At 59.8% G+C, this 24,195-nt stretch carries 22 protein-coding genes; 11 read left to right on the forward strand and 11 right to left on the reverse strand.

Annotated elements, in window-relative coordinates:
- The first annotated feature begins 44 nt into the window (after positions 1-44).
- The 5 genes from PR018_RS16770 to PR018_RS16790 all read left to right on the forward strand — a co-directional run bounded on the left by PR018_RS16770 (position 45) and on the right by PR018_RS16790 (position 4,876).
- Positions 45-1,007 carry a cation diffusion facilitator family transporter gene (locus tag PR018_RS16770; protein ID WP_142830188.1) on the forward strand — a complete coding sequence of 321 codons (963 nt, stop codon included), beginning with the start codon at positions 45-47 and terminating at the stop codon, positions 1,005-1,007.
- Between the two features lie 318 nt (positions 1,008-1,325).
- Positions 1,326-1,595 carry a 30S ribosomal protein S21 gene (gene rpsU, locus PR018_RS16775; protein WP_142830190.1) on the forward strand — a complete coding sequence of 90 codons (270 nt, stop codon included), beginning with the start codon at positions 1,326-1,328 and terminating at the stop codon, positions 1,593-1,595.
- A 336-nt stretch (positions 1,596-1,931) separates the two neighbouring features.
- Positions 1,932-2,072: a hypothetical protein gene (locus PR018_RS16780; RefSeq protein ID WP_162854774.1), complete on the forward strand. Its 141-nt coding sequence runs from the start codon at positions 1,932-1,934 to the stop codon at positions 2,070-2,072.
- A gap of 276 nt (positions 2,073-2,348) precedes the next feature.
- The gene (locus PR018_RS16785) at positions 2,349-2,960 is read left to right on the forward strand and encodes an NAD(P)H-dependent oxidoreductase (RefSeq protein ID WP_142830192.1); all 612 of its coding nucleotides are present in this window, start codon (positions 2,349-2,351) and stop codon (positions 2,958-2,960) included.
- Positions 2,957-4,876 carry a monovalent cation:proton antiporter-2 (CPA2) family protein gene (locus tag PR018_RS16790; RefSeq protein WP_142830194.1) on the forward strand — a complete coding sequence of 640 codons (1,920 nt, stop codon included), beginning with the start codon at positions 2,957-2,959 and terminating at the stop codon, positions 4,874-4,876. Before PR018_RS16785 ends, PR018_RS16790 begins: the two co-directional genes overlap by 4 nt.
- A gap of 13 nt (positions 4,877-4,889) precedes the next feature.
- Here the strand turns inward: PR018_RS16790 and PR018_RS16795 are convergent, their stop codons facing one another.
- The 5 genes from PR018_RS16795 to PR018_RS16815 all read right to left on the reverse strand — a co-directional run bounded on the left by PR018_RS16795 (position 4,890) and on the right by PR018_RS16815 (position 10,181).
- Positions 4,890-5,543, reverse strand: coding sequence for a methionine ABC transporter permease (locus PR018_RS16795; protein ID WP_142830196.1), 654 nt, complete (start codon positions 5,541-5,543; stop codon positions 4,890-4,892).
- A complete protein-coding gene (locus tag PR018_RS16800) occupies positions 5,524-6,603 on the reverse strand; it encodes a methionine ABC transporter ATP-binding protein (RefSeq protein WP_142830198.1) in 1,080 nt (359 codons plus the stop codon). Before PR018_RS16800 ends, PR018_RS16795 begins: the two co-directional genes overlap by 20 nt.
- An 82-nt stretch (positions 6,604-6,685) precedes the next feature.
- Positions 6,686-7,534, reverse strand: a complete 849-nt coding sequence (locus PR018_RS16805; RefSeq protein WP_142830200.1) for a MetQ/NlpA family lipoprotein — start codon at positions 7,532-7,534, stop codon at positions 6,686-6,688.
- A gap of 191 nt (positions 7,535-7,725) precedes the next feature.
- A complete protein-coding gene (locus PR018_RS16810; protein ID WP_142830202.1) occupies positions 7,726-9,084 on the reverse strand; it encodes an FAD/NAD(P)-binding protein in 1,359 nt (452 codons plus the stop codon).
- A gap of 185 nt (positions 9,085-9,269) precedes the next feature.
- Positions 9,270-10,181, reverse strand: coding sequence for a glycosyltransferase family 92 protein (locus PR018_RS16815; RefSeq protein ID WP_142830204.1), 912 nt, complete (start codon positions 10,179-10,181; stop codon positions 9,270-9,272).
- A 308-nt stretch (positions 10,182-10,489) separates the two neighbouring features.
- Here PR018_RS16815 and PR018_RS16820 point away from each other — a divergent pair, with 308 nt between their 5' ends.
- The 4 genes from PR018_RS16820 to PR018_RS16835 are packed head-to-tail and all read left to right on the forward strand — an operon-like array spanning position 10,490 to position 12,964.
- Positions 10,490-11,176, forward strand: coding sequence for a glycosyltransferase (locus tag PR018_RS16820; RefSeq protein WP_161990963.1), 687 nt, complete (start codon positions 10,490-10,492; stop codon positions 11,174-11,176).
- Positions 11,177-11,182: 6 nt separating this feature from the next.
- Complete coding sequence (locus tag PR018_RS16825; protein ID WP_161990964.1) at positions 11,183-12,043, forward strand: 3-deoxy-manno-octulosonate cytidylyltransferase; 861 nt, start codon at positions 11,183-11,185, stop codon at positions 12,041-12,043.
- A gap of 28 nt (positions 12,044-12,071) precedes the next feature.
- The gene (locus tag PR018_RS16830) at positions 12,072-12,842 is read left to right on the forward strand and encodes a membrane-anchored protein (RefSeq protein ID WP_142830206.1); all 771 of its coding nucleotides are present in this window, start codon (positions 12,072-12,074) and stop codon (positions 12,840-12,842) included.
- Positions 12,839-12,964 carry a hypothetical protein gene (locus PR018_RS16835; RefSeq protein ID WP_257625651.1) on the forward strand — a complete coding sequence of 42 codons (126 nt, stop codon included), beginning with the start codon at positions 12,839-12,841 and terminating at the stop codon, positions 12,962-12,964. The genes PR018_RS16830 and PR018_RS16835 overlap by 4 nt, the downstream gene beginning before the upstream one ends.
- A gap of 101 nt (positions 12,965-13,065) precedes the next feature.
- On the opposite strand, the gene PR018_RS16840 is transcribed toward PR018_RS16835, so the two are convergent.
- Positions 13,066-15,426, reverse strand: coding sequence for a trimethylamine N-oxide demethylase (locus PR018_RS16840; protein WP_142830208.1), 2,361 nt, complete (start codon positions 15,424-15,426; stop codon positions 13,066-13,068).
- Between the two features lie 257 nt (positions 15,427-15,683).
- Here PR018_RS16840 and PR018_RS16845 point away from each other — a divergent pair, with 257 nt between their 5' ends.
- Together PR018_RS16845 and PR018_RS16850 are read left to right on the forward strand one after the other, a co-directional pair.
- Positions 15,684-17,471: a trimethylamine N-oxide permease gene (locus PR018_RS16845; protein ID WP_142830210.1), complete on the forward strand. Its 1,788-nt coding sequence runs from the start codon at positions 15,684-15,686 to the stop codon at positions 17,469-17,471.
- Between the two features lie 100 nt (positions 17,472-17,571).
- The gene (locus tag PR018_RS16850; protein WP_142830212.1) at positions 17,572-17,964 is read left to right on the forward strand and encodes a cupin domain-containing protein; all 393 of its coding nucleotides are present in this window, start codon (positions 17,572-17,574) and stop codon (positions 17,962-17,964) included.
- Positions 17,965-17,971: 7 nt separating this feature from the next.
- Here the strand turns inward: PR018_RS16850 and PR018_RS16855 are convergent, their stop codons facing one another.
- The 5 genes from PR018_RS16855 to purU all read right to left on the reverse strand — a co-directional run bounded on the left by PR018_RS16855 (position 17,972) and on the right by purU (position 24,106).
- A complete protein-coding gene (locus PR018_RS16855) occupies positions 17,972-18,220 on the reverse strand; it encodes a DUF982 domain-containing protein (RefSeq protein WP_142830214.1) in 249 nt (82 codons plus the stop codon).
- 100 nt (positions 18,221-18,320) lie between these two features.
- The gene (locus tag PR018_RS16860; protein ID WP_142830216.1) at positions 18,321-19,328 is read right to left on the reverse strand and encodes a P1 family peptidase; all 1,008 of its coding nucleotides are present in this window, start codon (positions 19,326-19,328) and stop codon (positions 18,321-18,323) included.
- Between the two features lie 138 nt (positions 19,329-19,466).
- Positions 19,467-19,661: a hypothetical protein gene (locus tag PR018_RS16865; RefSeq protein ID WP_142830218.1), complete on the reverse strand. Its 195-nt coding sequence runs from the start codon at positions 19,659-19,661 to the stop codon at positions 19,467-19,469.
- Between the two features lie 481 nt (positions 19,662-20,142).
- On the reverse strand, positions 20,143-23,097 hold the full coding sequence (locus tag PR018_RS16870) for an aminotransferase (RefSeq protein ID WP_142830220.1): 2,955 nt from the start codon (positions 23,095-23,097) through the stop codon (positions 20,143-20,145).
- A gap of 124 nt (positions 23,098-23,221) precedes the next feature.
- Positions 23,222-24,106, reverse strand: coding sequence for a formyltetrahydrofolate deformylase (gene purU, locus PR018_RS16875; RefSeq protein ID WP_142830222.1), 885 nt, complete (start codon positions 24,104-24,106; stop codon positions 23,222-23,224).
- Positions 24,107-24,195 lie beyond the last annotated feature (89 nt).

Genomic DNA, 24,195 nt, shown 5'->3' on the forward strand with positions numbered 1-24,195 from the left:
ACTGCGGCGCCATTCTTTGGACATTGGCTTAGAGAGACATATCAATGGCGCATGATCATCATGACCACCACGACCACTCCCATGATCACGCGCACGACAGCCATTCGCATGTCTCCGGCCTCGGCCACAGTCATGTGCCGGCAAACTTCGGCAAGGCATTTGCGATCGGCGTCGGCTTGAATATCGCCTTCGTGCTGGTCGAAGTGATCTATGGTATCGCCAGCAATTCGGTGTCGTTGCTGGCCGATGCCGGGCACAATCTTTCCGATGCGCTCGGGCTCTGCGTTGCCTGGGCGGCGGTTATCCTTGCCAAGCGCAATCCCACCCAGCGTTTCACATTCGGGCTCGGCGGCAGCTCCATCCTTGCCGCGCTGTTCAACGCGGTCTTCCTGCTTGTGGTGGTCGGCGGTCTCAGCTGGGAGGCGATCGGCCGTATATTCGAGCCGCAGCCTGTCGCCGGAAAGACGGTGATGATCGTCGCAGCCTGCGGCATTGCGATTAACGGCTTCTGCGCCTGGTTGTTCTCCTCCGGCGGAGGCGATCTCAACGTGCGCGGCGCCTTCATGCATATGGCAGCGGATGCCTTGGTTTCGCTCGGCGTGGTGATCGGCGGACTGCTGATCCTCCTGACCGGCTGGCACTGGATAGACCCCGTCATGAGCGTGGCGATTAATATCGTCATTATCGTCGGCACCTGGAGCCTGCTTACCGGCTCGATCACCATGACATTGAATGCCGTTCCTGCTGGCATCGACATAGTCGAGGTCCGTGCGTTCTTGAGCAAACTGCCCGGCGTGGCTTCGGTACACGACCTGCATGTTTGGTCGCTGAGCACGACCGATACGGCGCTTACCTGCCATCTCGTCACGCCTGCCGGCCATCCTGGCGACGAGGTGCTGGAGGAGGCAGCCAGGGGCCTGCAGCGTCGCTTCGGCATTGGCCACGCGACTTTCCAGCCCGAACTTGACCGTTGTTCCCTTGAAAATACGCCGCACCAACACATCTAAAGGCGCCTGACGGTTATCATGTGGGTCCCATCGAGTGGCCCCGGCTGGCGCAATGACGCAAAAATTCGCTTCAGCTGCTTTTTTCTATGGCGAAAACGCCATGATATGATAGGACGCCGTTGGCAAAGCGATCGCGTCAGTATATGACGCGTCGTCGCCGACCTTTATTGAAAGGGCCGGCCGAGAATTACGACAGCGCAGCGGCCTTGCGAAATAGGGAATATTTCCTTTCGCATGACGATCTGCTGCCGAATGCGAATAAACAAGCGCAGGTCACGCGCCAGCAGCGACCGCGAATGTCAACAAAAGGATAGAAGTTTGCAAGTTCTAGTTAGAGACAACAACGTCGATCAGGCTCTCCGCGTCCTCAAGAAGAGAATGCAGCGCGAAGGTCTCTTCCGCGAAATCAAGGCACGCATGGCTTACGAAAAGCCATCGGAAAAGCGCGCTCGCGAAAAGGCTGAAGGTATTGCACGTCACCGCAAGCTTGCCCGCAAGAAGCTGCAGCGCGAAGGTCTGATCCCAGGTCCTAAGAAGGCTGTATACACACGCGGCGGCGAAGCCGGCGCTGGCGCCAACAAGGCTTAATTGCCTGACGATTGGATCTCGGCCCGACTGAACGGTTTGCACCTCTGTGCAGCTATGCGTCGGGCACGACGCTAGTCGTTGACGTCCTTCTTCCTTTTGCCAATAGAATTGAGACGCTTGTCGTGCGCGCGACAAGCGTTTTTCTGCGTTTCGCTTGCCTTCGTCTTTGCGAGATAGTAGGTCTTTTCCATGGAGGAGGCGCCTCGGACAAGTCGTATTTGCTGTCGAGAAATCACCATCGGCCTCAGCCGCGTGGGCGATCGCAATGTGAGAGGTTTTCGACCCGCCAGACTATCCTTCCGATAGGTCACCCAGGCACAACAGACGGAGATGACGATGGCTAAAGGTCAGATGAAGAGCAACCGCGAAACGCGCAAGCCAAAGAAGGACAAGGCGGATGTCAAGTCGGCAACGCCTGTCGGCTCGCAGGTCAAGCAGGCGGAAAGCAGCCTGAAGCTCGGCAAGAAAGACAAGTAACTCCGACAACACGACGTCAAGGCACAGCGTCGGCCTGCGATCCTCGAGATAGGCAGGCCGCAGCGACGCTGATAAACAACCAATATTGCTGCCGGACTTCACGGCTCCCCACACTGATCCTGTATTGTCGCAAGATAATCTGGAACACCGGCTATCAGCACTGGAAAATCTCCGGTTCATGGCCCAAAGTCAGCCTCGCGAAGCCTGGTTCCAGGCATCTCCCTGGCTTACTGGCAGGACAACGCTCCCTTTGTCGCACTTGCCCACCGAGGTTCCATGGCCCGCGTGCTCGTTCTGTTTGCTCATCCCGGCCAGCGCCATTCGAAGATCAACGTCGCAATGGCAAAGACCGCGCGGTCCATCGAAGGCATCACCTTCGTTGATCTCTATGCCGAATACCCGACCTTCAATATCGATATAGACCTGGAACAGGCGCGGCTGCTGGAGCACGATGTCCTGGTGCTGCAGTTCCCGATCTACTGGTATTCGACGCCGTCTCTTCTGAAGGAATGGCAGGATCTGGTGCTGGAATACGGTTTTGCCTATGGGCACGACGGAGATCGACTGAAGGGCAAGCGCTTCCTGGTGGCCGCAACGGCCGGCGGGGATGAACAGGCCTACCATCCGCAGGGAAGCAATCATTTCGGCTTCCGCACTCTTTTGTCCCCACTCGAGCAGACAGCCAATCTTTGCCAGATGGAGTTCGTCGCACCATTCGTGCTGTTTTCGGCGGGTAAAGGTGCCTCCGACGGCCGAGGGGCGCGGCATGTCGCGGATTACCGCGCTTTGCTGGAATCGCTGCGCGACGATCGGTTCGACTACAAAGCGGCGCGCCATGTCGATGTGCTGCACCACGATACTCTTCCCATTCAAGGTGGTGCGCGATGAGCGGCTTTGTCTTCCAGGCTTTCGTCTATCTCCTCGCCGCCGTCGTCTCGGTGCTGGTCGCCAAGCGTCTCGGCCTTGGTTCGGTGCTGGGTTACCTCATCGCCGGCGTGCTGATCGGGCCGGTCTTTCATCTGATCGGCAACGAGACGAAGGATCTGCAGCATTTTGCGGAGTTCGGCGTCGTCATGATGCTGTTCCTCGTCGGGCTCGAGCTGCAGCCGCGCGCGCTTTGGGAAATGCGGGCAAAGCTGGTCGGCCTCGGCGGTCTTCAGGTGGTGGGTACTGCGGCGATCGTTACGGCGATCGGCATGGCGTTCGGGCAGGTCTGGAGTGTGGCACTCACTGTGGGCTTCATTTTCTCCCTGTCGTCGACCGCAATCGTATTGCAGACCCTTGGAGAAAAAGGCCTTCTGAAATCCGACGGTGGCCAGGCAAGCTTTTCCGTCCTGCTGTTCCAGGATATCGCCGTAATCCCCATGCTGGCATTCATTCCGCTGTTGGCGCTGCCTGAACTCAGTCATCATGCGCAGGATGTCGCTGCAGCCTCCGGCGGCCACGAAAGCGTCAGTCTCCTCGACGGCCTGCCGGCATGGCAGGTGGCGATCATTACCCTTGCCGCCGTTGCCTTCGTGGTCGTCGCCGGGCATTACCTGTCGCGGCCCATCTTCAGGATCATCGCTGCCGCCAGGCTGCGCGAGATTTTCACGGCGGCAGCCTTGCTGCTGGTCATCGCCATCGCCCTGCTAATGTCTGTCGTCGGCCTGTCGCCGGCGCTCGGCACTTTTCTTGCCGGCGTGGTGCTGGCCAACAGCGAATTCCGCCACGAGCTGGAGAGCGACATCGAGCCCTTCAAGGGCCTGCTGCTCGGCCTCTTCTTCATCACCGTCGGTGCCAGTATCGATTTTGCGTTGCTATGGGCTCATCTTGGCGTCGTCCTGGGCCTGACGGTGGCGCTGATGGCAGTCAAGGTCGGCGTGCTCTATGGCCTGGCGCAGTCCTTCAAGCTGCGCGGCTCCGACAAATGGCTGTTCGCGCTCGGCCTGGCGCAGGCGGGCGAGTTCGGCTTCGTGCTCTTGTCCTTCACCGTGCAGAATGCCGTTCTTCCACCGGATATCGCTGCCGTTCTGCTGTTGGTGGTCGCGCTGTCCATGATGCTGACGCCGGCGTTGTTCATCATGCTCGATAAGGTCATCCTGCCGCGCTACAATCGGCAGCAGGCGGAAGAGGCCGACGAGATCACCGAGCCTGGCTCGGTTATCATTGCCGGCGTCGGGCGTTTTGGCCAGATCATCAATCGGCTGCTGCTGGCCAATGGCTACAAGACCGTAGTTCTCGACCATCGGGCCGATGTCGTCGAAGGCGTGCGCAAGTTCGGTGTGCGGTCGTTTTTCGGAGATGCCGGGCGTCCGGATCTGCTGCACGCTGCAGGTCTGTCGAGCGCCAAGCTGCTGATCGTCGCGATCGACGATGTCGAGCGGACAATAGAGATCGTCAAGCATGCGCGCCGGGAAAATCCGCAGTTGCACATCATTGCCCGCGCCTTTGACCGCGGACACGTCTACCGTCTCTACCAGGCCGGTGCGAACGACATTGTGCGGGAAATGTTCGACAGTTCGGTGCGGGCCGGCGGTTACGCGCTATCGGCGCTCGGCATGCACGCCTACGAAGTCGAGAAGAGCAAGGCCGTCTTCGTCAAGCAGGACCGATGGGGCCTTCGCCAGCTGGCGCCCCTGTGGCGAGAGGATATCGAGGTCTTCAGCAACCCCGAATACATCGCCCGGTCAAAGGAGATCGGCGAAATCCTCGATGCCGCCATGCTGGGCGACCGTAGCGCCCTGCACGACAGGACGGAGCGCGGCTGGATGCCGCCCGGCGCTCGTGAGCGGCCGGACGAAGAAGACGCGCCCGCCGCCTAGCGACGCGTCAATCTCAGCGGTGGTCGAGCTTGGCGACCAGCCGGTCCCCGAACCACTGCATGGCGCAGACGATGACAATCAGCACGGCAACCACGGCGACCATCACACTGGTCTCGAACCGCTGGTAGCCATAGCGGATGGCAAGGTCGCCAAGCCCGCCGGCCCCGATCGCACCGGCCATGGCCGACGCGCCGATCAGTGTCACCAGCGTCACCGTGAAGCCTGCAACCAGGCCCGGCATCGCTTCCGGCACCAGTACCTCGCGGACGATTGTCCAGCGGTTTCCGCCCATCGCCCGCACGGCGTCGATCAGGCCGTGATCGACCTCGCGTAGCGAAACTTCCGCAATGCGGGCGTAATACGGGATAGCCGCGATGGCGAGCGGCACGATGGCAGCCGTCGTTCCGAGCGCCGTACCGACAATCAGGCGTGTCAGAGGTATCAATGCCACCAGCAGGATAATGAAAGGCACTGACCGGAAGCCGTTGATGATGGCGCCGAGAATGCTGTTGATCCAGCGGTGTTCGGCAATGCCGCCTTGCCCCGTCGTCACCAGAGCCAGCCCGAGCGGCAGACCGACGATGAGGGAAATCAGCCCGGAGGCGACAGTCATGACGATCGTCTCCCAGATGGAGCGGCCGAGCAGTTCAAGCATGATCGGTGTCATAGCCAAGCACCTCCACCCGCGCGGAGCGGGTTTTTAGAAACTGTTGTACGTCGCCGGCAAGCGCCGGATTTCGGGTCGGCACGGCAATGAAGAACCGCGCCACCGGCTGGTTCTGGATATGGTCTATCCCGCCATGCACCAGCCGGTAGGAATTCGGCAGTGCCGTCGACAGGTCGTTGAAGACGGCTCCCTGCGCTGCGGGTCCGGCAACATCGACGCTGATGATCGCTTCCGTTCCCGATGTCTGAGAAAGGCGCTGCAGGATATGATCCGGCAGTTGCGGGCGAATGCCTTCAAGCAGGCTCTGGGTGATCGGCTGCTGCGGATCCGAGAAGACGGACCAGACACGGCCCTCCTCGACGATCCGGCCGGCATCGATGACGGCAACGCGGTCGGCAACTGAGCGGACGACTTCCATCTCGTGAGTGACCAGCAGGATTGTCAGGCCGAGCTTCTGATTGATGTCCTTGAGCAGCGCCAGTATGGCCCGCGTTGTCTCGGGGTCGAGCGCCGAGGTGGCCTCGTCGGAGAGAAGCAGTGCCGGTCGTGCCGCCAGCGCCCGGGCGATCCCGACCCGCTGCTTCTGGCCGCCGGAGAGCTCCGAGGGATAGGCCTTCGCCTTGTCGGCCAGGCCGACGAGATCCAGAAGTTCACCGGCGCGCTTCAGGCGCTCAGTCTTGCCGATGCCTTCGATCTTCAGCGGCAGTGCGACGTTTTCCTCGACGGTCTTTGCCGAAAGCAGGTTGAAATGCTGGAAGATCATGCCGATCCGCCGGCGCATCGGCTGCAGATCCTGCTCCGCCAGTCCGGTGATGTCGCGGCCTTCGATCTCAATCCGTCCACTGTCGGCTCGCTCCAATCCATTGAGGCAGCGGATCAGCGTTGACTTGCCGGCGCCGCTGCGACCGATGATGCCGAGGATCTCGCCGCGATGGACGGTGAGCGAAATGCCGTCCAGCGCCGGCGTGGTGCCGAAGCGACGGGCGACATCTGTCAGCCGGACAACCTCCTCTGTGGTTGCTAGCGACTGCGCCTCGGCTGCGGTCGGAATATCGTTCATTGTCTTTTCCTTCATGCCTTCACGTCAAGGCGGCCCGGAATGACCCGGGCCGCCTTGGTCGATAGCTGTTGTCGCGCAGATATCAATAGGCGCTGATGCCGGTGCCCTTATAGACTTTGTCGAACTCGGCCTTGACGTCAGGGTTCTGGTAGGAGGCGACCAGCGTCTTCACCCATTCCTGGTTCTCGTTACCCTGCTTGACGGCGATGAAATTGCGGTAGGGATTGTCGGAGACAGGCTCCTGGGTAATGCGGTCATCGGCCGACAGGCCGCTCTTCAGCGCCCAGTCGGTATTGACGACAGCGGCATCGAGATCGTCGATCGAGCGGCCGACGATGCCGGCATCGAGTTCTTTGATCTCGATTTTCTTGGGGTTCTCGGAAACGTCGGCGACAGTGGCCAGAATCCCGGTGCCGTCCTTAAGCTTGATCAGGCCGGCGGTCTGCAGCACGCGCAGCGCGCGGCCCTCGTTCGACGGATCGTTCGGCACGCCGATCACGGCGCCATTCGGGATCTCGCCGACGGACTTGTATTTCTTGGTGTAGAGACCGATCGGCCAGACGCCGGTGTAGCCGACGCGGACGATATGGTAGCCATGCGTCTTGATCTGGTTGTCGAGATAGGGCTGGTGCTGGAAGGCATTGGCATCGATCTCGCCGCGCTCAAGCGCCTCGTTCGGCTGGGTGTAGTCGTTGAAGGCTACGGTCTCGATCTTCAGGCCCTTCTTGGCTGCCTCGGCGGTCACAACACGCCAGACGTCCTCGTCCTCGCCACTCATGATGCCGACCTTGATCGACTTGTCTGCGGCCAGACTAGACTGCGGCAAGGCCGCAACTCCAATGATGGCTGCCGCCGACGCAATCATCACGGCAAGGCCAGCGCGACGCGACAGGCTGGAGGTCAAAAGATTGAATTTGAATGTCTTGGTCATTGTTTCATCCCGTCAAAATCGCGGGGCTTTCCGCCCCTTCACGCCGAGACAATCGCAAATGGGAGATCCCTATACCAAGCACGATCATCTGTTGTTGGCGCAAGGACAGGAAAACCTGTGTTGCCGTGGAGCGATCGACGCCGCATTTATTTCAGCACACCGCCACCGCCGTAGGCGCGCCGATCTGAAGATTACCCCTCTACACCGGCGATGGACCTTGCCACGTCCCGCGCCTGCATGCGGATATCGGGCACCGCCGTAATCTCCCAGAACTGTCCTGCCGTCAGCGCGCCGATTGCAAACAGTCCGTCCTGTTGACGACCGCCCGCATCGAGCACCCGCGAATGCCGGTCGACGACGATGCCCAGCCCCAGTTCATCGGCTGCGATCATGTCTTTCTCCAGCATTTCGCGGAGCAGCGGCGAATGGGCAATGCCGGCCCGCTCCATGCCCGTGCAGTTGACGACCCAGTCTGCGCGCAAGCAGGCCTCTTCCTGGCGGCCGCGTGGCCGGTAGTGAATGTCCAGTCCAACCTCCGACTGGCGGATCGCCTGCAGAAACCCTGCATGCGCTGTCACCGTCCCGTCTTTCACCAATCCATCGAACTCGCTGAACACGGCGGGCGCGATGCGGTGGCGGTGAATATTCCACCAGGCAAGTGCGTGGCGTAGAAACCGCGCTCGCTGGTCTTTGTCCAGCCTCTGCCAAAGCGCTTGGGTCTGCGAGCGCAGGCCGTCCATCACGTCGCGCCAGTCCGTTCCATCGCGCACCTGCCTTCGCAACGCGTGCAGGACGGCACTCATCGCCATCGTGTCTGTCGGGAGGTCCGGTTTCGCCGGAGAATGATGCCCGGCGCGGTGCGAATGCGGCAGTAACCCGCGCCGCGAAAGCAGATGGATCGGCCCACGATGCCCATGCGCCCGGAGCGCAAGCACCTGGTCGACCATGGTGAGGCCCGAGCCGAGAATGCAGATCTCGTCCGAAGGCGCGACCTTCGAAAGCCAGCCCAGTCGCCATGGGTTGCGCACGATCCTGGGTTTTGCGGCAGCATCGAGGCTGCCCGATCCAAGCGGCAGCTCGGCATTTCCGACGCCGAGACAGAGGACGACGTTGCGTGCGGTCATTTCCGTCTGGTTGTCGAGATGGAAGATCACGCCCGAAGTTGCACACTCGACGCAGGCCCTCGCTTTCGCCTTGATGAAATCGACACCCGCACGGTTTGGTCTGTCGCGCAACAATGCAGCCAGCCGATCGCGCAGATAACGCCCGTAATCCCCCCGCGAGGCGAAGTCGTGGGTATCGACCAGTCGGTTCTCGGCGCGTAGCCACGCGACGAAATCGTCCGGTTCGTCCGGGAACACACTCATGCGACCCGCCGGCACATTCAGGCGGTGTAGATAGAATTCCGTTCTGTAAGCAGTCCCACGCCCGAACCCTGGATCGTCTCCTACCACGGCGATACGTGCCGATGATGGCAGTAGCCTGAGCAGATTGATCGTAACGGCTATAGCCGAAAACCCCGAGCCAACGACAGCGACATCATACGCCATATAGGCCCTCACTTGTGTTCATACGGATACCAGCTGCTATCGCAACATAGCCACATCTGGTACCGATTGCCGCGCAAGTCACTGAAATCGCGCGATAAAAATCGCAAATTTCAGTCAGATCTCGATTGTCGTCGGTTCCAAACTTACAGGAAATCGAAGCTGTGGCCAAGATGCCAGCCTCAGAACTAGCCGAGTTCGATGCCATGTCGCGCGATGAAATCGACCATTGCCCGGTCTTCGACGGCGTCTTTTTCGATTGCCTCGACGACGCCGAAGACTTTGCGCTCGTACTTCGTTCGCTCCGCATCATAGGACCACCCGCGCGTCACCTTCGCCTGAAGTTCGGCGCGTGATTTGCTGTAGTAGTGGTTGAGCTGCAAGAAACGATTGGAATAGAAGGCCGGCGACTTGCGGCCGGAGCGGGTGAATTGCTGGCCCGCATCGTTGACGGTGAGCTCTCCATGCTGGCGCGTCCTGAATTGGTGGACGCTGACTTCGACCACTTCGCAGGGATCGACGATGCATTTGAAGTTGGAAACGTTTTCCTGCCGTGTCAGCGGATCTGCGCCGCGCATCGTGTAGTTGGAAAGCAGCGGTCCATCTGGCTTTACGACATGACCTGATGTGCCGAACATATGCCAGGGCAGGGAGACATTCGGAAAGCCGCCGGCGCCTTCCAGCGCCTGCTCGATGGTCGAGCCCTGTTTGGGCAACAGGAATTCATCGACATCGATGAACGCCATGCGGCTGTAAAGGCTGCCGAAGTTGAGAATAGCGTGAGCAAAGGCAATCGTCTGGCCATTCAGCAACTGTCCACTTGCCGTATCCGACATGCGGGCGATCCAAGGAACGATTGTCAGGGCATTGGCTGGAAGGAGATCCGACAGAAGCGCCCGCGTACCGTCCGTCGAGCCGTCATCGTAGATATAAAAATGGTCCACGCCAACGGCACGATGGAAGCGGATCCACTCTTCGATATAGACTGCCTCGTTCTTGACGCAGGCCATGATCGCAATGCCATGGCGGCCGGGAGCAGGCGCCGGCGGTACGATCGAAAGCTTTCGTGTGAGCGGCCTTGCCGACTTGAACCAACCCATTGAGGCCTCTTTTCGCGAATGGGACTGCCGAATCGCAGCGCTGTTGCGACAGCATATCCACCCGCCAGCCCCCTAGGGCAAGTCGCGCTGCCGATGATGCTTACTAACAAAATAGCGTCGCAATTCTGTCGACAAATGCGATATCCGTCCTATTTCGCGTCGAAGCTGCAACTTGACTTTCGAAAGCGGGAGTTACAAGCATCAGGCCGTAGTTTTGATAACGGTGGCTACTGTAACAATATCTGTTGCTTTGCGAGGTGACGGCTTTTTGGCCTAGCACCTGGCACATGGACGATAGCGGAGAGATCATGATCGATAATTTAGCGCGTATTTTCGTCGGCTTCGATTCCAAGGAAGTCGTAGCCTACCACGTTCTCACGCAGAGCATCGTCGAACATTCATCCATTCCTGTGGCGTTCTCGCCGATCGTGCTGAGCAATCTCGGCGACCTCTTTACCCGCGAACGCAATGCCCTGCAGTCTACCGAGTTTTCCTTCTCGCGCTTTCTGGTCCCGCACCTTTGCAACTACGAAGGCTGGAGCATCTTCATGGATTGCGACATGCTGGCGCGTACCGACATCGCCGAGCTCTGGAACCTGCGCGACGACCGCTATGCAGCGATGTGCGTCAAGCACGATTACCAGCCCAAGGTTGAAACCAAGTTTCTCGGCCAGACCCAGACCAAGTACGAGAAGAAAAACTGGTCCAGCCTGATCATGTTCAACAACGCCAAGTGCCGCGCGCTGACGAAGGAATTCGTCAACACAGCGACCGGCCTCGAACTGCACCAGTTCAAATGGCTGGAAAGCGACGACCAGATCGGCGAACTGCCGGTAACCTGGAATTACCTGGTCAACGAATACGATCACCGCCCTGATGCAAAGATCGTCCACTTCACCGACGGCGGCCCTTATTTCGACGAACACCGCAACGACGATTACTCGGAAGAATGGTTCGCGATGCGCGACCGCGTCCTCTCCGTTCAGCAGAAATAAGTATTCGTGGAACCCGTTTCAGGCAATGAACAAGCGCCTGGCAGTTCTCTGCCAGCGGCCGGCTCTCTTTCAGGGATCACCGAGGTCAAGGATTGGCAAGCGATTTTCGCGGCCTTCTCCCATGTCGTTCTCGTTGCCAACAGCGATACGGTCGATATCGCCGGGCTTCAGAAGCAATATCCGCCCAGCACCCTCTTCGTGTTTTTCAACAAGGTCTACAAGGTGCTGGACGCGCCCTTTCAAGGCAACGCGCTGCTGATATCGCGCGGCAGCTCCAAAGGTGCCAACATTGTCTACCGGCGAGAAGTTGGCGACGTCGTCAAGTTCTTCCCTCGGGATCGTTTCCTCGGCATCATGAATATTCGGCTTAACACCGAGGAGAAATTCAATACCGCCGCCGAATTTGAAAACACGCCCACCGGCCATCTCGATCTGAGCGGGTTCTGCAACGACTTCTATCCCGAGGACAAGGTGCCGACCAGCGGCTTTGCCATTGCCCTGTGGCTCAGCGACCTGAAATTGCCCGGCACCATTGTCCTTGCCGGGTTTTCCGCGCGTCGCAGTCAGCAATGGAAGGTCGTTTCCGTTCACGACTGGAGTTTCGAGCAAGTCTTCTTGCGCCTTTTTGCGCGCATGGGGAAAATCTCTGTCCATGGCGGCATCTCACAAAATGCCTACGCAGCCTTGGCAAAACGTTTCCCGGATATTCCGTCGTCGGAAATTTCAATGGCGATTGCCGATGTCTTGTCCGAGCGTCTCGGCAACGCCAATGCCGAGATCGACAAACTGATATCCCTCACCAATGTCATTCGCGACATCGATAATTTCTTCCGTCGCCTGCGGCCGCGTTTTCTAAAGCGACGCTGAGACGGTATTCCTCCCAAAAAAGATGGCTATGCCCGGCTCATTTTCCGACCTCAAAAAACTTCTTTACCGGAACATCAAATACCGGCTGACGCGCCCGTCGCCGCCGACAGTTACACCGCGCTTCGCAGGCCCCGTGCTTGTCGTCGGTTCTGCGCCGGTCTCCCATAAACCGGCCGATTTCGACGACAGGTTTCGCGTCGTGACGATCAACGGTTCGCAGGCGGTGACTGAGGCCTGGGGCATCGAGGAGCCGGATGTTACCTTCGTGCAATTCAACCAGATCGAGGGCACCAACACCAACGCTGTAGAGGTTCGTCGCGTGCTCAACGGCAAGCGGACTGGAGCTTTGTTCGTCTTGCTCTGGCGCAAGGATGAGCGCGAACGGCTCGAAAGGGGTTTGCAGGCGTTCAATTACAAGCCGCGCACGCTGACGATCGTCGATCGGTACGAGCGAATGGCTTTGCTGGACCGCGTTGTCGGCCGCAAGAGTTTCGAGATGGATACCGATTCCAAGTGTTCCAATGGTATCAACGCCGTGCTCTTTGCCCTATACAACGGCGCCACGGCAGTGATCATCACCGGCATCAACCCCAACTCGGGCGGGCATGCCTACAATCAGGTGAATTTATCGCGTCAGCATGTTCGAATGGATCAGGAGATCCTTGTGAGACTGATGCAGCAGGGTTATCCCGTTTTTACCACTGACCCATCGGTGTCGGAGTCGATCGGCCTGCCGCTGTGGCAGGGCATTGAAAATGTCCAGCATGCAGGATTGTCTGGCGAGCGGAGCAATTCATGAACCCTTTTAAACCCGTCGTTGCGCTCTGTCGTCACATTGAGCAGCGCTTTGTGCCCTGGCCATTGCTGCTCATTATCCTACTGACGATTGCCGCCTTTTTATTCGGCTATCTCGCACCCTGAAGGAGCGGTCGACATCCTATGTCGCGACTGCCCTTAATTTTCGGCGTAAAAGTAAATGACGTCGCTGGCTCCTGGCTCTGATCTGCCGAAAAACGCGTCCCTCACGAGCGCGGCTTGAGCTTCTGCGGATCGTAATGGGCGAAAGGCACGATCACGGCTGGAAGGCGCTTTTGCTGGCCATCCAGCATGCCGATCTCGACCTCGGTTCCGATCCCGGCATGCACTACGTCCATCCGCGCCAAGGCAATGGTCTTCCTCAACAGCGGCGAGCGGGTCGCACTGGTGACGACACCGACCTGCGCCCGCCCGATATGCACGGTGTCTCCATGCCCAACCGTCTCGTTGGCATCGATATCGAGGCCGACAAGCCGGTAGCGGGGATTTTCCTTGCGGGCGAGCAGCGCGGTGCGTCCGATGAAATCCTCCGTCTTCGACTTCAGTGGCACGGTAAAGCCGATGCCGGCTTCAAAGGGATCGGTCTGGTCTGAAAATTCGTAATGCGCGAAGATCAGTCCGGCCTCGATGCGCACCATATCGAGTGCTTCGAGCCCCATCGGCTTGATGCCATGCTTCTGGCCGGCCTCCCACACGGCGTCGAACACGGAGATGGCATCCTTCGGATGACAAAAGATTTCGTAGCCGAGCTCGCCGGTATAGCCGGTTCGTGACACCACCACCGGTGCGCCTTCGAAATGACCGATCCGGCCGACTGCGAAACGGAACCAGTCAAGCTCGGAGATCGCTGGCTGCGTCGGCGCGGTCCAGACGATTTCCGCAACGATGTCCCTGCTTTTCGGCCCCTGCACGGCGATATTGTGCATCTGGTCGGTGGACGAGCGCACCCAGGCTTTGAAGCCCATCTTTTCCGCCTGCTCGCGCAGCCAGACGCCAGAGAAATCGTCGCCGCCGATAAAGCGGAAATTGTTCTCCGCCAACCGGAAGACGGTACCGTCGTCGATCATCCCACCGTTTTCGTAGCACATGGCGGTGTAGACGACTTGGCCGGGAGACAGCTTTCTGATGTCGCGGGTCATGCAATATTGCAGCAGGGCCTCGGCATCCGGCCCGGTGATCTCGAATTTCCGCAGTGGCGACAGGTCGATCACCACAGCCCGTTCGCGGCAGGCCCAGTATTCCTCGGTCGGTCCGTCGTTGTTGAAGCGGTTGGGCAGCCAATAGCCGCGATATTCGGCGTAATTCCGCGTCATTGCGGACAGGCGGGGATGGAAGGCGGTTTCCTGGGTCATGTCCGGCTCTGCATCGGGAGTCATTCTGGTCGCCACGGCTCGAGAGAATTTTCGGTCAGCGGAGTAGGTACGGACATGGATATCTGTGGGGTCCCAGCCGTTGGCGGCATCGATATCGTCGGGACATGACGAGGAGACGCAAACGAGATCGGTCAGTGCCCGCATCAGCACATAGTCGCCCGGCCGCGACCAGGGCTCGTCGAGGTAGAGCTGGTTCTGGTGGTCAATGTTGGTGTTGTAGAAATAGTTGATCGCCTCCCAGCCTTTGCGGGGAGCAATGCCAAAGGGCGACAATGCATCGTTGAAATTGTCGGTGCAATTGGCATGGCCGGGATAGCCCATGTCGTCATAGTAGCGGGAATTGCAGGCGGTGGCGAAGGCGTCGTGCCTTCCGACCGTGTCCTGGACGATTTCGACAAGCGGTTCGAAGTCTCGGTCAAAACATTTTGAGGGAAGACCGGGTGTCGGATAGCTGCGGCTGAGCAGCGTCCGTGTGACCGTGGCGTCGATGGCCCGGTCGAGCCCCTTGTCGACCTTGCGGGCGGCAAAAGCCTGGAAGTCGGTACATTGGCGGCCGGCGACATCGATGATCTGGATGAATTCGCCGGCGCGGACAAAATAGGCTGATGCCGATGCCGCCGCGATGCGCAGGTCCTGCAACGGATCGGCCATAGGCTCCGGCAGCGTCTCCTCGTAGCTGCGCGACAGGCGTGCGCGCTGTACCATGACAGAGATTGCCGTCGATGTGTCCTGCCGATCGAAATCCATGGGAGCGCCGGGTGCGGCGACGACCAGCAATCCATCCATTGTCATGGTCAGCGCGGCCGAAGACCCTGGTGCAGAGCCGCCACCGAAAACTGTCAGTGCAGCGGCCTTGCTGAGGTCTGCGCCGCGTCGCCTCAGCGCTGCGAGCGTTCGGCTGGCGCTATCGCCACCTTCGGAGAGGATATCCTGCAGGCCTGATGCAGTTCGCGAAAACGCCACGCCAAGTCCCGCCGCATTGAACTGGCCTGCCCCGTCGATGAACGTGATCTCGCAGAGCTGGCCGCCTTCGGTATCGGTGACGACAACTGTGTCGCCAGCGCTGACCCTGATCACGGTCGAGCCTCGCCCTTTCACCCGGTAGCGCTCGCCGCCGGGCCCAAGTGCCGGCATTCCGGGCCTGATGATCCGGCTGGCGCGGGGCGGCTGCAATACGTTGGCGGAATGGGGCATTCGAACCTCCGGCGAGCATCGGCCGCCTGATCTGCATGTTCTTATATATCCAAATTTTGGGATGGAACACAAAGAGAGACTTGACCCTCATGAAAAAAAATTCACTATGAGAAATAAGTGACGCGACCGCTTGAGACTGGGATCGATCAGGAGACGCTGTAAAAGCGCCCTGCCGAACAAAAGCGCCGCCACGATCCAACAAAAATACAAGGGAACGCGCATACCGCGCGACGCAAAAACTGGTCGAGGAGACTGCTATGGTAGCTTTCGTTGAAACCGAAGGGTCCGAAGCCGCGTCAAGCGGCGGGCTGATCCGATCCCTGGATTGGAAGGGCGCCTTCTGGGTTGCCGCCGGCGTCCCGCCGCTTGTGCTGTTCTCAATCGGCGGCATTGCCGGCACAACCGGAAAGCTGGCCTTCGTCGTCTGGATCATCTCCATGGTGATGGGCTTCCTGCAATCCTTCACCTACGCCGAAATCGCCGGCATGTTCGCCAACAAGTCCGGCGGCGCATCCGTCTACGGCGCCACCGCCTGGCTGCGTTATTCGAAGTTCATCGCGCCGCTATCCGTCTGGTGCAACTGGTTTGCCTGGTCGCCGGTGCTGTCGCTCGGCTGCGCCATTGCTGCGGGCTACATTCTCAATGCGCTCTTCCCGATCCCGGGCGCCGATTCGCAACTTGTCGTCTCCTGGATCGCCGCCCATGCCGGCAGCATCACGGCCGATAGCCCGAGGGTTGCCGAATGGCTGGCGACCAATACCGGCAAGACCCAGGCAGACGCGATTACCGCGCTGATATCCGCCGATGGCATCGCTGCCTATACGCCATGGATCAGAAGCTGGTCGCTGGTGACTTTCAACATTCCGTTCCTCGCCAAGGCCAGCCTCAATGCCACCTTTGTCATCGGCGGCATTCTGATGCTGATCATCTTCGCCATCCAGCACCGCGGAATTCTTGGCACTGCCAGCGTTCAGAAGTGGCTGGCCATCATCGTTCTCCTCCCGCTGCTGATCATCGGCCTCTATCCGATCTTCAGCGGTCAGATCGACACGCTCAACGTCACCGGCCTGCTGCCGCCCACGGCTGCCTATTCCGGCGTCGATGGCACCTGGAGCAATGGCGGCTGGACACTGTTCCTTGGCGGTCTCTATATCGCCGCCTGGTCGACCTACGGCTTCGAGACCGCCGTCTGCTACACGCGCGAACTGAAAAACCCGAAGACAGATACGTTCAAGGCGATCTTCTATTCCGGCCTGCTCTGCTGCCTGTTCTTTTTCCTCATTCCATTCACGTTCCAGGCCGTACTTGGCCAGACGGGCATGCTGGCACCGGGGATCGTCGATGGAACGGGCGTCGGCGAGGCGCTTGGCGGGCTGGTGCATGGCGGCAAGATCGTCACGCAGTTACTGGTTATCCTGATGATCATGGCGCTCTTCCTGGCCATCATGACAGCGATGGCCGGCTCCTCGCGGACGCTCTATCAAGGCTCGAAGGACGGCTGGCTGCCGAAGTATCTTGATCACGTCAACGAGCACGGCGCACCGACGCGCGCCATGTGGACGGATTTTGCCTTCAACCTGTTCCTGCTGGCGATCGCCTCTGACACGGCCGGGTACTTCTTCGTACTGGCGGTATCCAATGTCGGTTACATCATCTTCAATTTTCTCAATCTCAATGCCGGCTGGATCCACCGTATGGATAGCGGCCACATCGAGCGCCCCTGGAAGGCGCCGACATGGCTGATCGGTCTCAACACGATACTGGCGTTCGTCAACGCATTGTTTCTTGGTGCCGGCGCCAAGGTCTGGGGATACTCCAATGCGCTCTGGGTCGGCTTCATCTTCGCAGCCCTGATCCTGCCGGTCTTCGCCTACCGCCATTTCGTCAGGGACGGCGGGAAATTTCCGGAAGGCGCGATGGAGGACCTCGGTCTCGTCGGCCAGGACCTCGGTGTGAAGAAAGCCGGTATCCTGCCATATGTAGCGCTGGCAGCAGGACTTGCGGTGGTGCTCGTCGCAAATGTCATCTTCCAGCTTCCGGCCTGAGCCTTGCAGACGACACGCGGCCTATGCCGCGTGTCTGAACTATCCGCATGCCTCACGCTGAGGTGAGACGTCCGCCCACTTTCTCAAGGCCAGCACTAAAATGAACATACCTCAGGCTGTGATAACCCGGGTCGAGTATCGGCCAAGAGAGGAATGGGACGATCCCGTACGCGGCAGCGTCGCCTTCTACACACTGCTCAGCAGCGACATCACCCCCACCGACAGCATGTGCGCCGGCGTCGCCGAAATCGCGCCGGGCGGCGGTTCGAGGCAACTGCATCGCCACGCCGAACCGGAGATCTACTATATGCTCGAAGGCACTGGCGTCATGAGCATCGACGGGACCGAGACGCTCGTCGCTGCGGGTGATGTGATCTTTATTCCCGGCAATGCGGAGCACGGATTGAGGAATGAGACGGATGCGCCGGTCAGGCTATTTTATGTATTCCCGACTGGACGTTTCGGTGACGTCGTCTATCGCTTTCCGGATTGATTGCTCGTCAGTAGTCGACGAAAATATCTGCATCCTTGGCTGCAGCAATGAAGGCTTCGCGTGACGCGCTGGTCGGCTTATCGTTGTCGAGCACTGCAAGACAGATGTTGATAGCCATGCGATGGGTATCCCCCTGTGGGCCTGGCCAGCAGGAATAGAGGCAGTCTACGGCATCGAGCGCGCTTCCAACGTGCCTGAATTCACCAGCTTTAGGAGCCTCGACGGTCACCATGACGTCCCAGATTTTCATATCCATACAACACAACGAATGAGTGATCGAAATGGTTGCATACAATTATTAATAGAATTAGAGAGTATGAAAATTCAACACAGGTAATATACGCTCCTCTCGGGCATCAGGGCCTCGAGGATCCGAACAGGTCACCCCAGGCTGGCTGTGCGCCGTCGAAGGGCAGGGCAGTTGCTTGATGGACGCCACGTGCAATAGCGCGTGCCATCACCGTCGTCGAGAGTTGGCAGAGTTCGAGAAAGTCAATCATGCCTTCCATCGGCCGGGCGCCGGTCGATGCTGCAAAGACTGTGTCGCCGTCGAATGGCAGATGGGCCGGCAACAGGGCGCGAGCCAGTCCGTCCTGCGCCATGATTGACAGCCGGTGTGCCTCCACTTTGGTGACGATGGCATCCGTGACGACGACGCCGATGGTGGTTGCCGTGATATTGACCCCCTTCAAGCGCATCGCCCGGTCTGCCGTGGAAATGGCGGGAGGCATGCCAAGACCTCCGAATTCGTTGTTCTCCTCGAACGGCGCGGCCCAGAAATGCGGACCGTCTCCGATGGTAGGCGTGCCCAGCGCATTGACTGCGACCAGCGCGGCAATTCGGTGTCCGCCGCTTGTGACAGCACTCGCCGACCCAAGGCCTCCCTTGAACGTTGCCGTCGTGGCCCCAGTGCCGGCACCGATGCTTCCGAGGGTAAATTCGCCCTTGGTCGCTGCGACGAATGCCTCATAGCCCATGTCGCGATAGGGGGAATGCAGGCCCCAGTCCTTGTCTCCTCCGTTCAGCAGATCCATCAGGATCGCCTGTGGTACGATCGGCACGCGCGTGGTGCCGACCTGCAATCCGCGTCCAATCTCGCGCAGCGCCGCCTGTACGCCGCCCGCCGCATCCAGCCCGAATGCCGAGCCTCCTGAAAGCACGAGCGCATCGACTGCGCCCACCGACATCGACGGATCGAGCAGCGCCGTATCCCGCCCGCCGGGCGCGCCGCCCATCACCGTGCCGGAAGCAACGGCCGGTGCATCGAAGACGATGACGGTGACACCGGACCCGAGCTTTAGGTCGGTGCAGTGGCCGACGGAAACACCCTCTATGTCAGTCAGCAGATTGCGGGAAACGGTCACGGGAATATCCTGTCGCTATGGTCGGATGGCGATAGGATCGCAAGGCATTGGAAAAGACAAGACCGGCACAGCTTCCGCTGAACCGGTCTTGCTTGGCAGGATTTGGACGACAATGCCGACTTTGGCCCTTAACTGAGCCTAGACGTGAATGGGCTTTGCAGGGCTGCGTGCCAAGAGGTCGCGAATGGCGAGCCTGACTTCGTCAGCGCTGCCGAAGCGGCGCTCATCCAGGTCATGGACATGGTATTTCACGGCAATGAACCGCAATTGATTGTCGTCAGGAACGACGATACCGACAGGCACGCCTGCATACTCGATAACTTGCTTCTTCATGCGATACTCCCACCGCGCTATGCACGGTTATGGAAAAATGACGATGTTGTTCCGAAAGGGACGAACGTCACATTCGACAGCGCGGGCCGGAGCGAAAGCCCGAGCAGTCTTGGTCCAGCACAAGCTCCCAAGGCGGGCATGCGATAAGTGTGTCTTTTCTCATGTCACTTCCCTTGCGTTGGCGTTGCACTTTTGAGGTCCCCGCGATATCCGGGGTACCGGACGATGGAGCCAAGTTTGTCTACTCAGTTAGTAGATTATAGCCTGGTTTCCATCGCAAACATATTCTGGTCGATGTCAAAAATTTGCCTGTTGTCGAAATATCGTTCCGGCTATCGAGCATATCTGCGAAAGATAATTCGTTCTTCCGTATATACCCGACGCCGGGATTCGCTCCTTCTCCGACGCGCCAGAGATAGGAATTTGGGATCAGCCGGACAATCCCCCAACGGTTGAAAATCAGCCGGGTCGCCAAATGACCCTAATGGTTAACGGCCAAACCCAGGTTCTCCGAAGCCTCGATGAGCGCCTTTTCCAGGGCTTGCAGGAAAAATTCGGCGCTCTCCCTGCTGATGCAAAGTGGCGGCTTGATCTTCAACACGTTGAGGTGATCGCCGGTCGGCTGCACGATGACGCCGAGTTCCAGCAGCCTATCGCAGAGCGCCGCCGTCTCCATGGTTGCAGGCGCGAGCGAATCACGGTCGGTGATCAGTTCCAGGCCGAGATATAGTCCCATGCCATGTACCGCGCCGATCAGGGGAAAGCGCTCCATCATCGACACCATCCGGGCCTTCAGGTGTTCACCGACAACTCGAGCATTGTTCTGCAGCGCCTCGTCCTCCAGGATGTCGAGCACGGTCATGCCGACGATCGAACTCACCGGACTTCCACCTGTCGAGGAGAAGAAATAGCCTTGCCGTTCCAGCGCATCGGCAATCGGCCTGCTGGTGATGACAGCACCGAGAGGGTGGCCGTTGCCCATGCCCTTGGCGATCGTAATGATGTCGGGGACCACGCCCTGCTGCTCGAACCCCCAGAAAAAATCCCCGAGCCGGCCATAACCGATCTGCACCTCGTCGGCGATGCAGAGGCCGCCAGCGTCGCGCACGAGCGCATAGATCTGGCTGAGGTAGCCCTCGGGCGGCACGATACCGCCGGCATTGCCGCAGAGTGATTCTGCAATCACGCCAGCCAGGCCCTCGCCACTTTCACGGACGGCATCGATCAATGGCCTCGTTGCTTCGAGATAGGCGTTGCCTGCGTCGGGTCCGCGAAACTGCCCACGAAAGCTGTTCGGCGCCGGTGCTGCATGCACCCAGTCTGGCCGCGTTGTCAGGGCTTGCGGGTTGTCGGCAAGCGAAGTCGAGACCGCGTCGCTGGCGACCGACCAGCCATGATAGCCCTCCTTCAGGCAGAGCATGTTGCGGGCGCCGGTATAGGCCCAGGCAAGCCGCAGGGCGAGATCGTTCGCCTCCGAACCGCTGTTGACCAGGAACACGCAGTCGAGGCCCTTCGGCGCAAGTGCGGCCAGCCGCTCTGAAAAATCTGCGATTGCCGCATAGTGAAAACGCGAGTTGGTATTGAGCAGCGACCACTGCCGGCCAATCGCCGCGTTGAGGCGTGGATGGGCATGGCCGAGGATCGTGACGTTGTTGATCATGTCGATATAGGTGCGGCCTTCGACGTCGAAGAGATATTCGCGCCACCCGCGCTCGATCTGTGGCGGGTTTGCGTAATAGTGCTTCTGCGAGGCCGCAAGATGGCGCATCCGGCAGGCCAGCCTTTCGGCGCCGCTTGCCTTGGGGGCTTCGATCCCGGGCCCGAGCAACGCAGACGGTGAAGGGCAAAGCGCCGACCAGGCCGGGGCCGCATGGCGGGCACACAGCAGCGGCGGCACCAGCGCGGGACTGCGGCAAAGCTGCACCCGCAACCCGCCGACCGCGCCTTCTTCTCCGGCTATCGATCCGAGAACGTGGCCGGCAGCAATCTCGGCGCCGTCTTCCAGGCTGCAGGCGATGCCGTCGAGGTGCAGGCAGACATCCTGTCCTACCAGCACCAGATGCTGGGCGTCGTTGATGATGCTGCCGGCAAAGGGCGCGTTGACGATGGTGCCGGCGGGCAGGCAGACGTCGCAGTGCAGGGCAAAATTCTTTGGCGGTTGCAGGGCAAGCGGTTCCGTCAGCGACAGGCGGAACTCTCCGTACCGCGTCGCTGCCAATCCCGTCTCGCTGGCTGCCTTCGCCAGCAGTCGCCAATCGATATCAGGCTCCAGCCAGTTGCCATCGTCCAGCAGCGGGCTCGTTGTCGACAGATCGAGCGAAAGAATATCCGCAGTGTCGATGCCTGCAAGCAGCGGCATCCACGCCGAGGTGTCGATGGGCTGCGGATCGATGCCGACCGCCCTCAGAATGGCAGCGTCCATGAAATCGGCATTGGTGGACGTCGCGACCTCGAAGATCTCGCGCTCGAGGACAATGTTGTCACGGACATAACTATTGTCGGGATCGATCGCCAGCTGCTGCTCGCTGCTCGCCACCAGGATCACGGCGCGCGCGACGATCAGCGGCCACAGAGCCTGCAACTCGACCCCGCTCAGCGGCATCACGGCATGGTAGGCGGCAACCGCCGGCAGGATAAACAGCGGATCGCCATCCGCATGATGCAGAAGGGAGGCGCATGTCACGGCGAGGTCGCCGACCACCCAGCCCTTGATGATGTCGCCGAAGTCGATCACCCCATCGGGAATGAGATTGCCATGACCATCCGGCCGCGCCACGACATTGTCGCCGGTGATGTCGTGGTGCACCGGCTGCACGCGCAGATGCGCCGCCAGCGGCTGGATGCGCTTGACTGCCGTCACCATGGCCTTGGCGATGCGGTCGCGGGCCTCGTGATTTGTGATCGCAGACAACAAATGCACCGCCACCGGGCCGGCCCGGCGCAGATCCCACTGCAGGGTACGGTCGAGCCCGTGATGGTCGAAACCGGAAAGCGACTTTGCCAACCTGGCACAAAGCGACCCGAGCGCTGCCACCGTCGCTGTCGGCAGATGCTTGCGGCGCGTCAGGCCCTGGCCCTCGACATAGCTCAGGAGCCGGATCTGGAGGTCCTGGTCGTTGATGCTCAAAGCGACGATCTCGGCACCGCCGACTGTCGGGATGATCTCCGGAACGCGCGGTGCCCCGTCCATCGCGCGAAGATAGCGAAGCGCGGCATTCTGTGCTTCGAGCTCGACGGTGGCATAATCCGCATAGCAGATTTTCAGCACGTAGCGCGCTTCGCCGGTATCGAGCCGGAAGTTCCGGTCCTGCTGGCTGCCGAGTTCGATGAACTCGCCCGAGAGACCATAATAGGTCGCTGCAATTTCGGCAGCGTCTGCCACCGTGACTTCGGGCCTCGGCAATTGCATGCGGTTGACGAGCGCTTGGTCGGTCATGACACCCCCCGGATCACTTACTGCAAGAAGCAGATACGGCAAATCCTGGCAGCCACAAGACAAAGATGCAATCCGCCGGGGCGCAAACGCCGAGAATGTCGATTTTGCTCGCCGTTATGTCCGGCTAACCCATGCGCTCCGAAGCATAGCTGCCGGGGCTTGCCGGGAAGACGACTGTTCGGTTGCCGTTGATGAAGGTCCGGTGATGGATATGGGCGTGGATGGCGCGGGCGAGCACCTGGCTCTCGACGTCGCGACCGATGGACACATAGTCCTCGGCGCTCTGCGCGTGGGTGACCCGTGCCGTATCCTGCTCGATGATCGGGCCTTCGTCGAGATCGGCAGTGACATAATGCGCCGTGGCGCCGATCAGCTTGACGCCGCGCTCATAGGCTTGCTTGTAGGGGTTGGCGCCCTTGAAGCTAGGCAGGAAGGAGTGGTGGATATTGATGATCCGCCCCGACATCTTGCGGCACATGTCATCCGACAGGATCTGCATATAGCGGGCAAGCACGATCAGCTCCGTGCCGGTCTGCTCGGCCACGTCCATGATCTCCGCTTCGGCCTTCACCTTGTTTTCCTTGGTCACCTTGATGTGGTGAAAGGGAATGTCATGGTTGACGACGACCTTCTGGTATTCGAAATGGTTGGATACGACGCCGACAATGTCGATCGGTAGAGCGCCGATCTTCCAGCGATAGAGCAGGTCGTTGAGACAATGGCCGAAGCGCGACACCATCAGCAGTACTTTCATGCGCTTCGTCGCATCGTGGATTTCGGCATCCATCTTGAAGGTCGCGGCTATCGGCTTGAAGCCCTCGACCAGCGCCTCCTGCGCGATGCCTTCCTCGGACATGAAACTGACGCGCATGAAGAACTTGCCGGTATCGAGGTCGTCGAATTGCGATGAATCGACTATGTTGCAACCCTGGGCGGCCAGATAGGTTGAAATGGCAGCAACGATCCCGCGCGTTGATTGGCAGGATACCGTCAGCACGTAGCTCTTCATGTCTGTTCCCTCATTCGCAGGTTTTGGACCTGCATAAATCAAAGCATGGGCGCCGGATAGCCGGATGCGCAGCGCAATCCGCAAAGCCA

The sequence above is a fragment of the Rhizobium rhododendri genome, assembly GCF_007000325.2.
In the GTDB taxonomy this organism is placed as follows: Bacteria; Pseudomonadota; Alphaproteobacteria; order Rhizobiales; family Rhizobiaceae; genus Rhizobium; species Rhizobium rhododendri.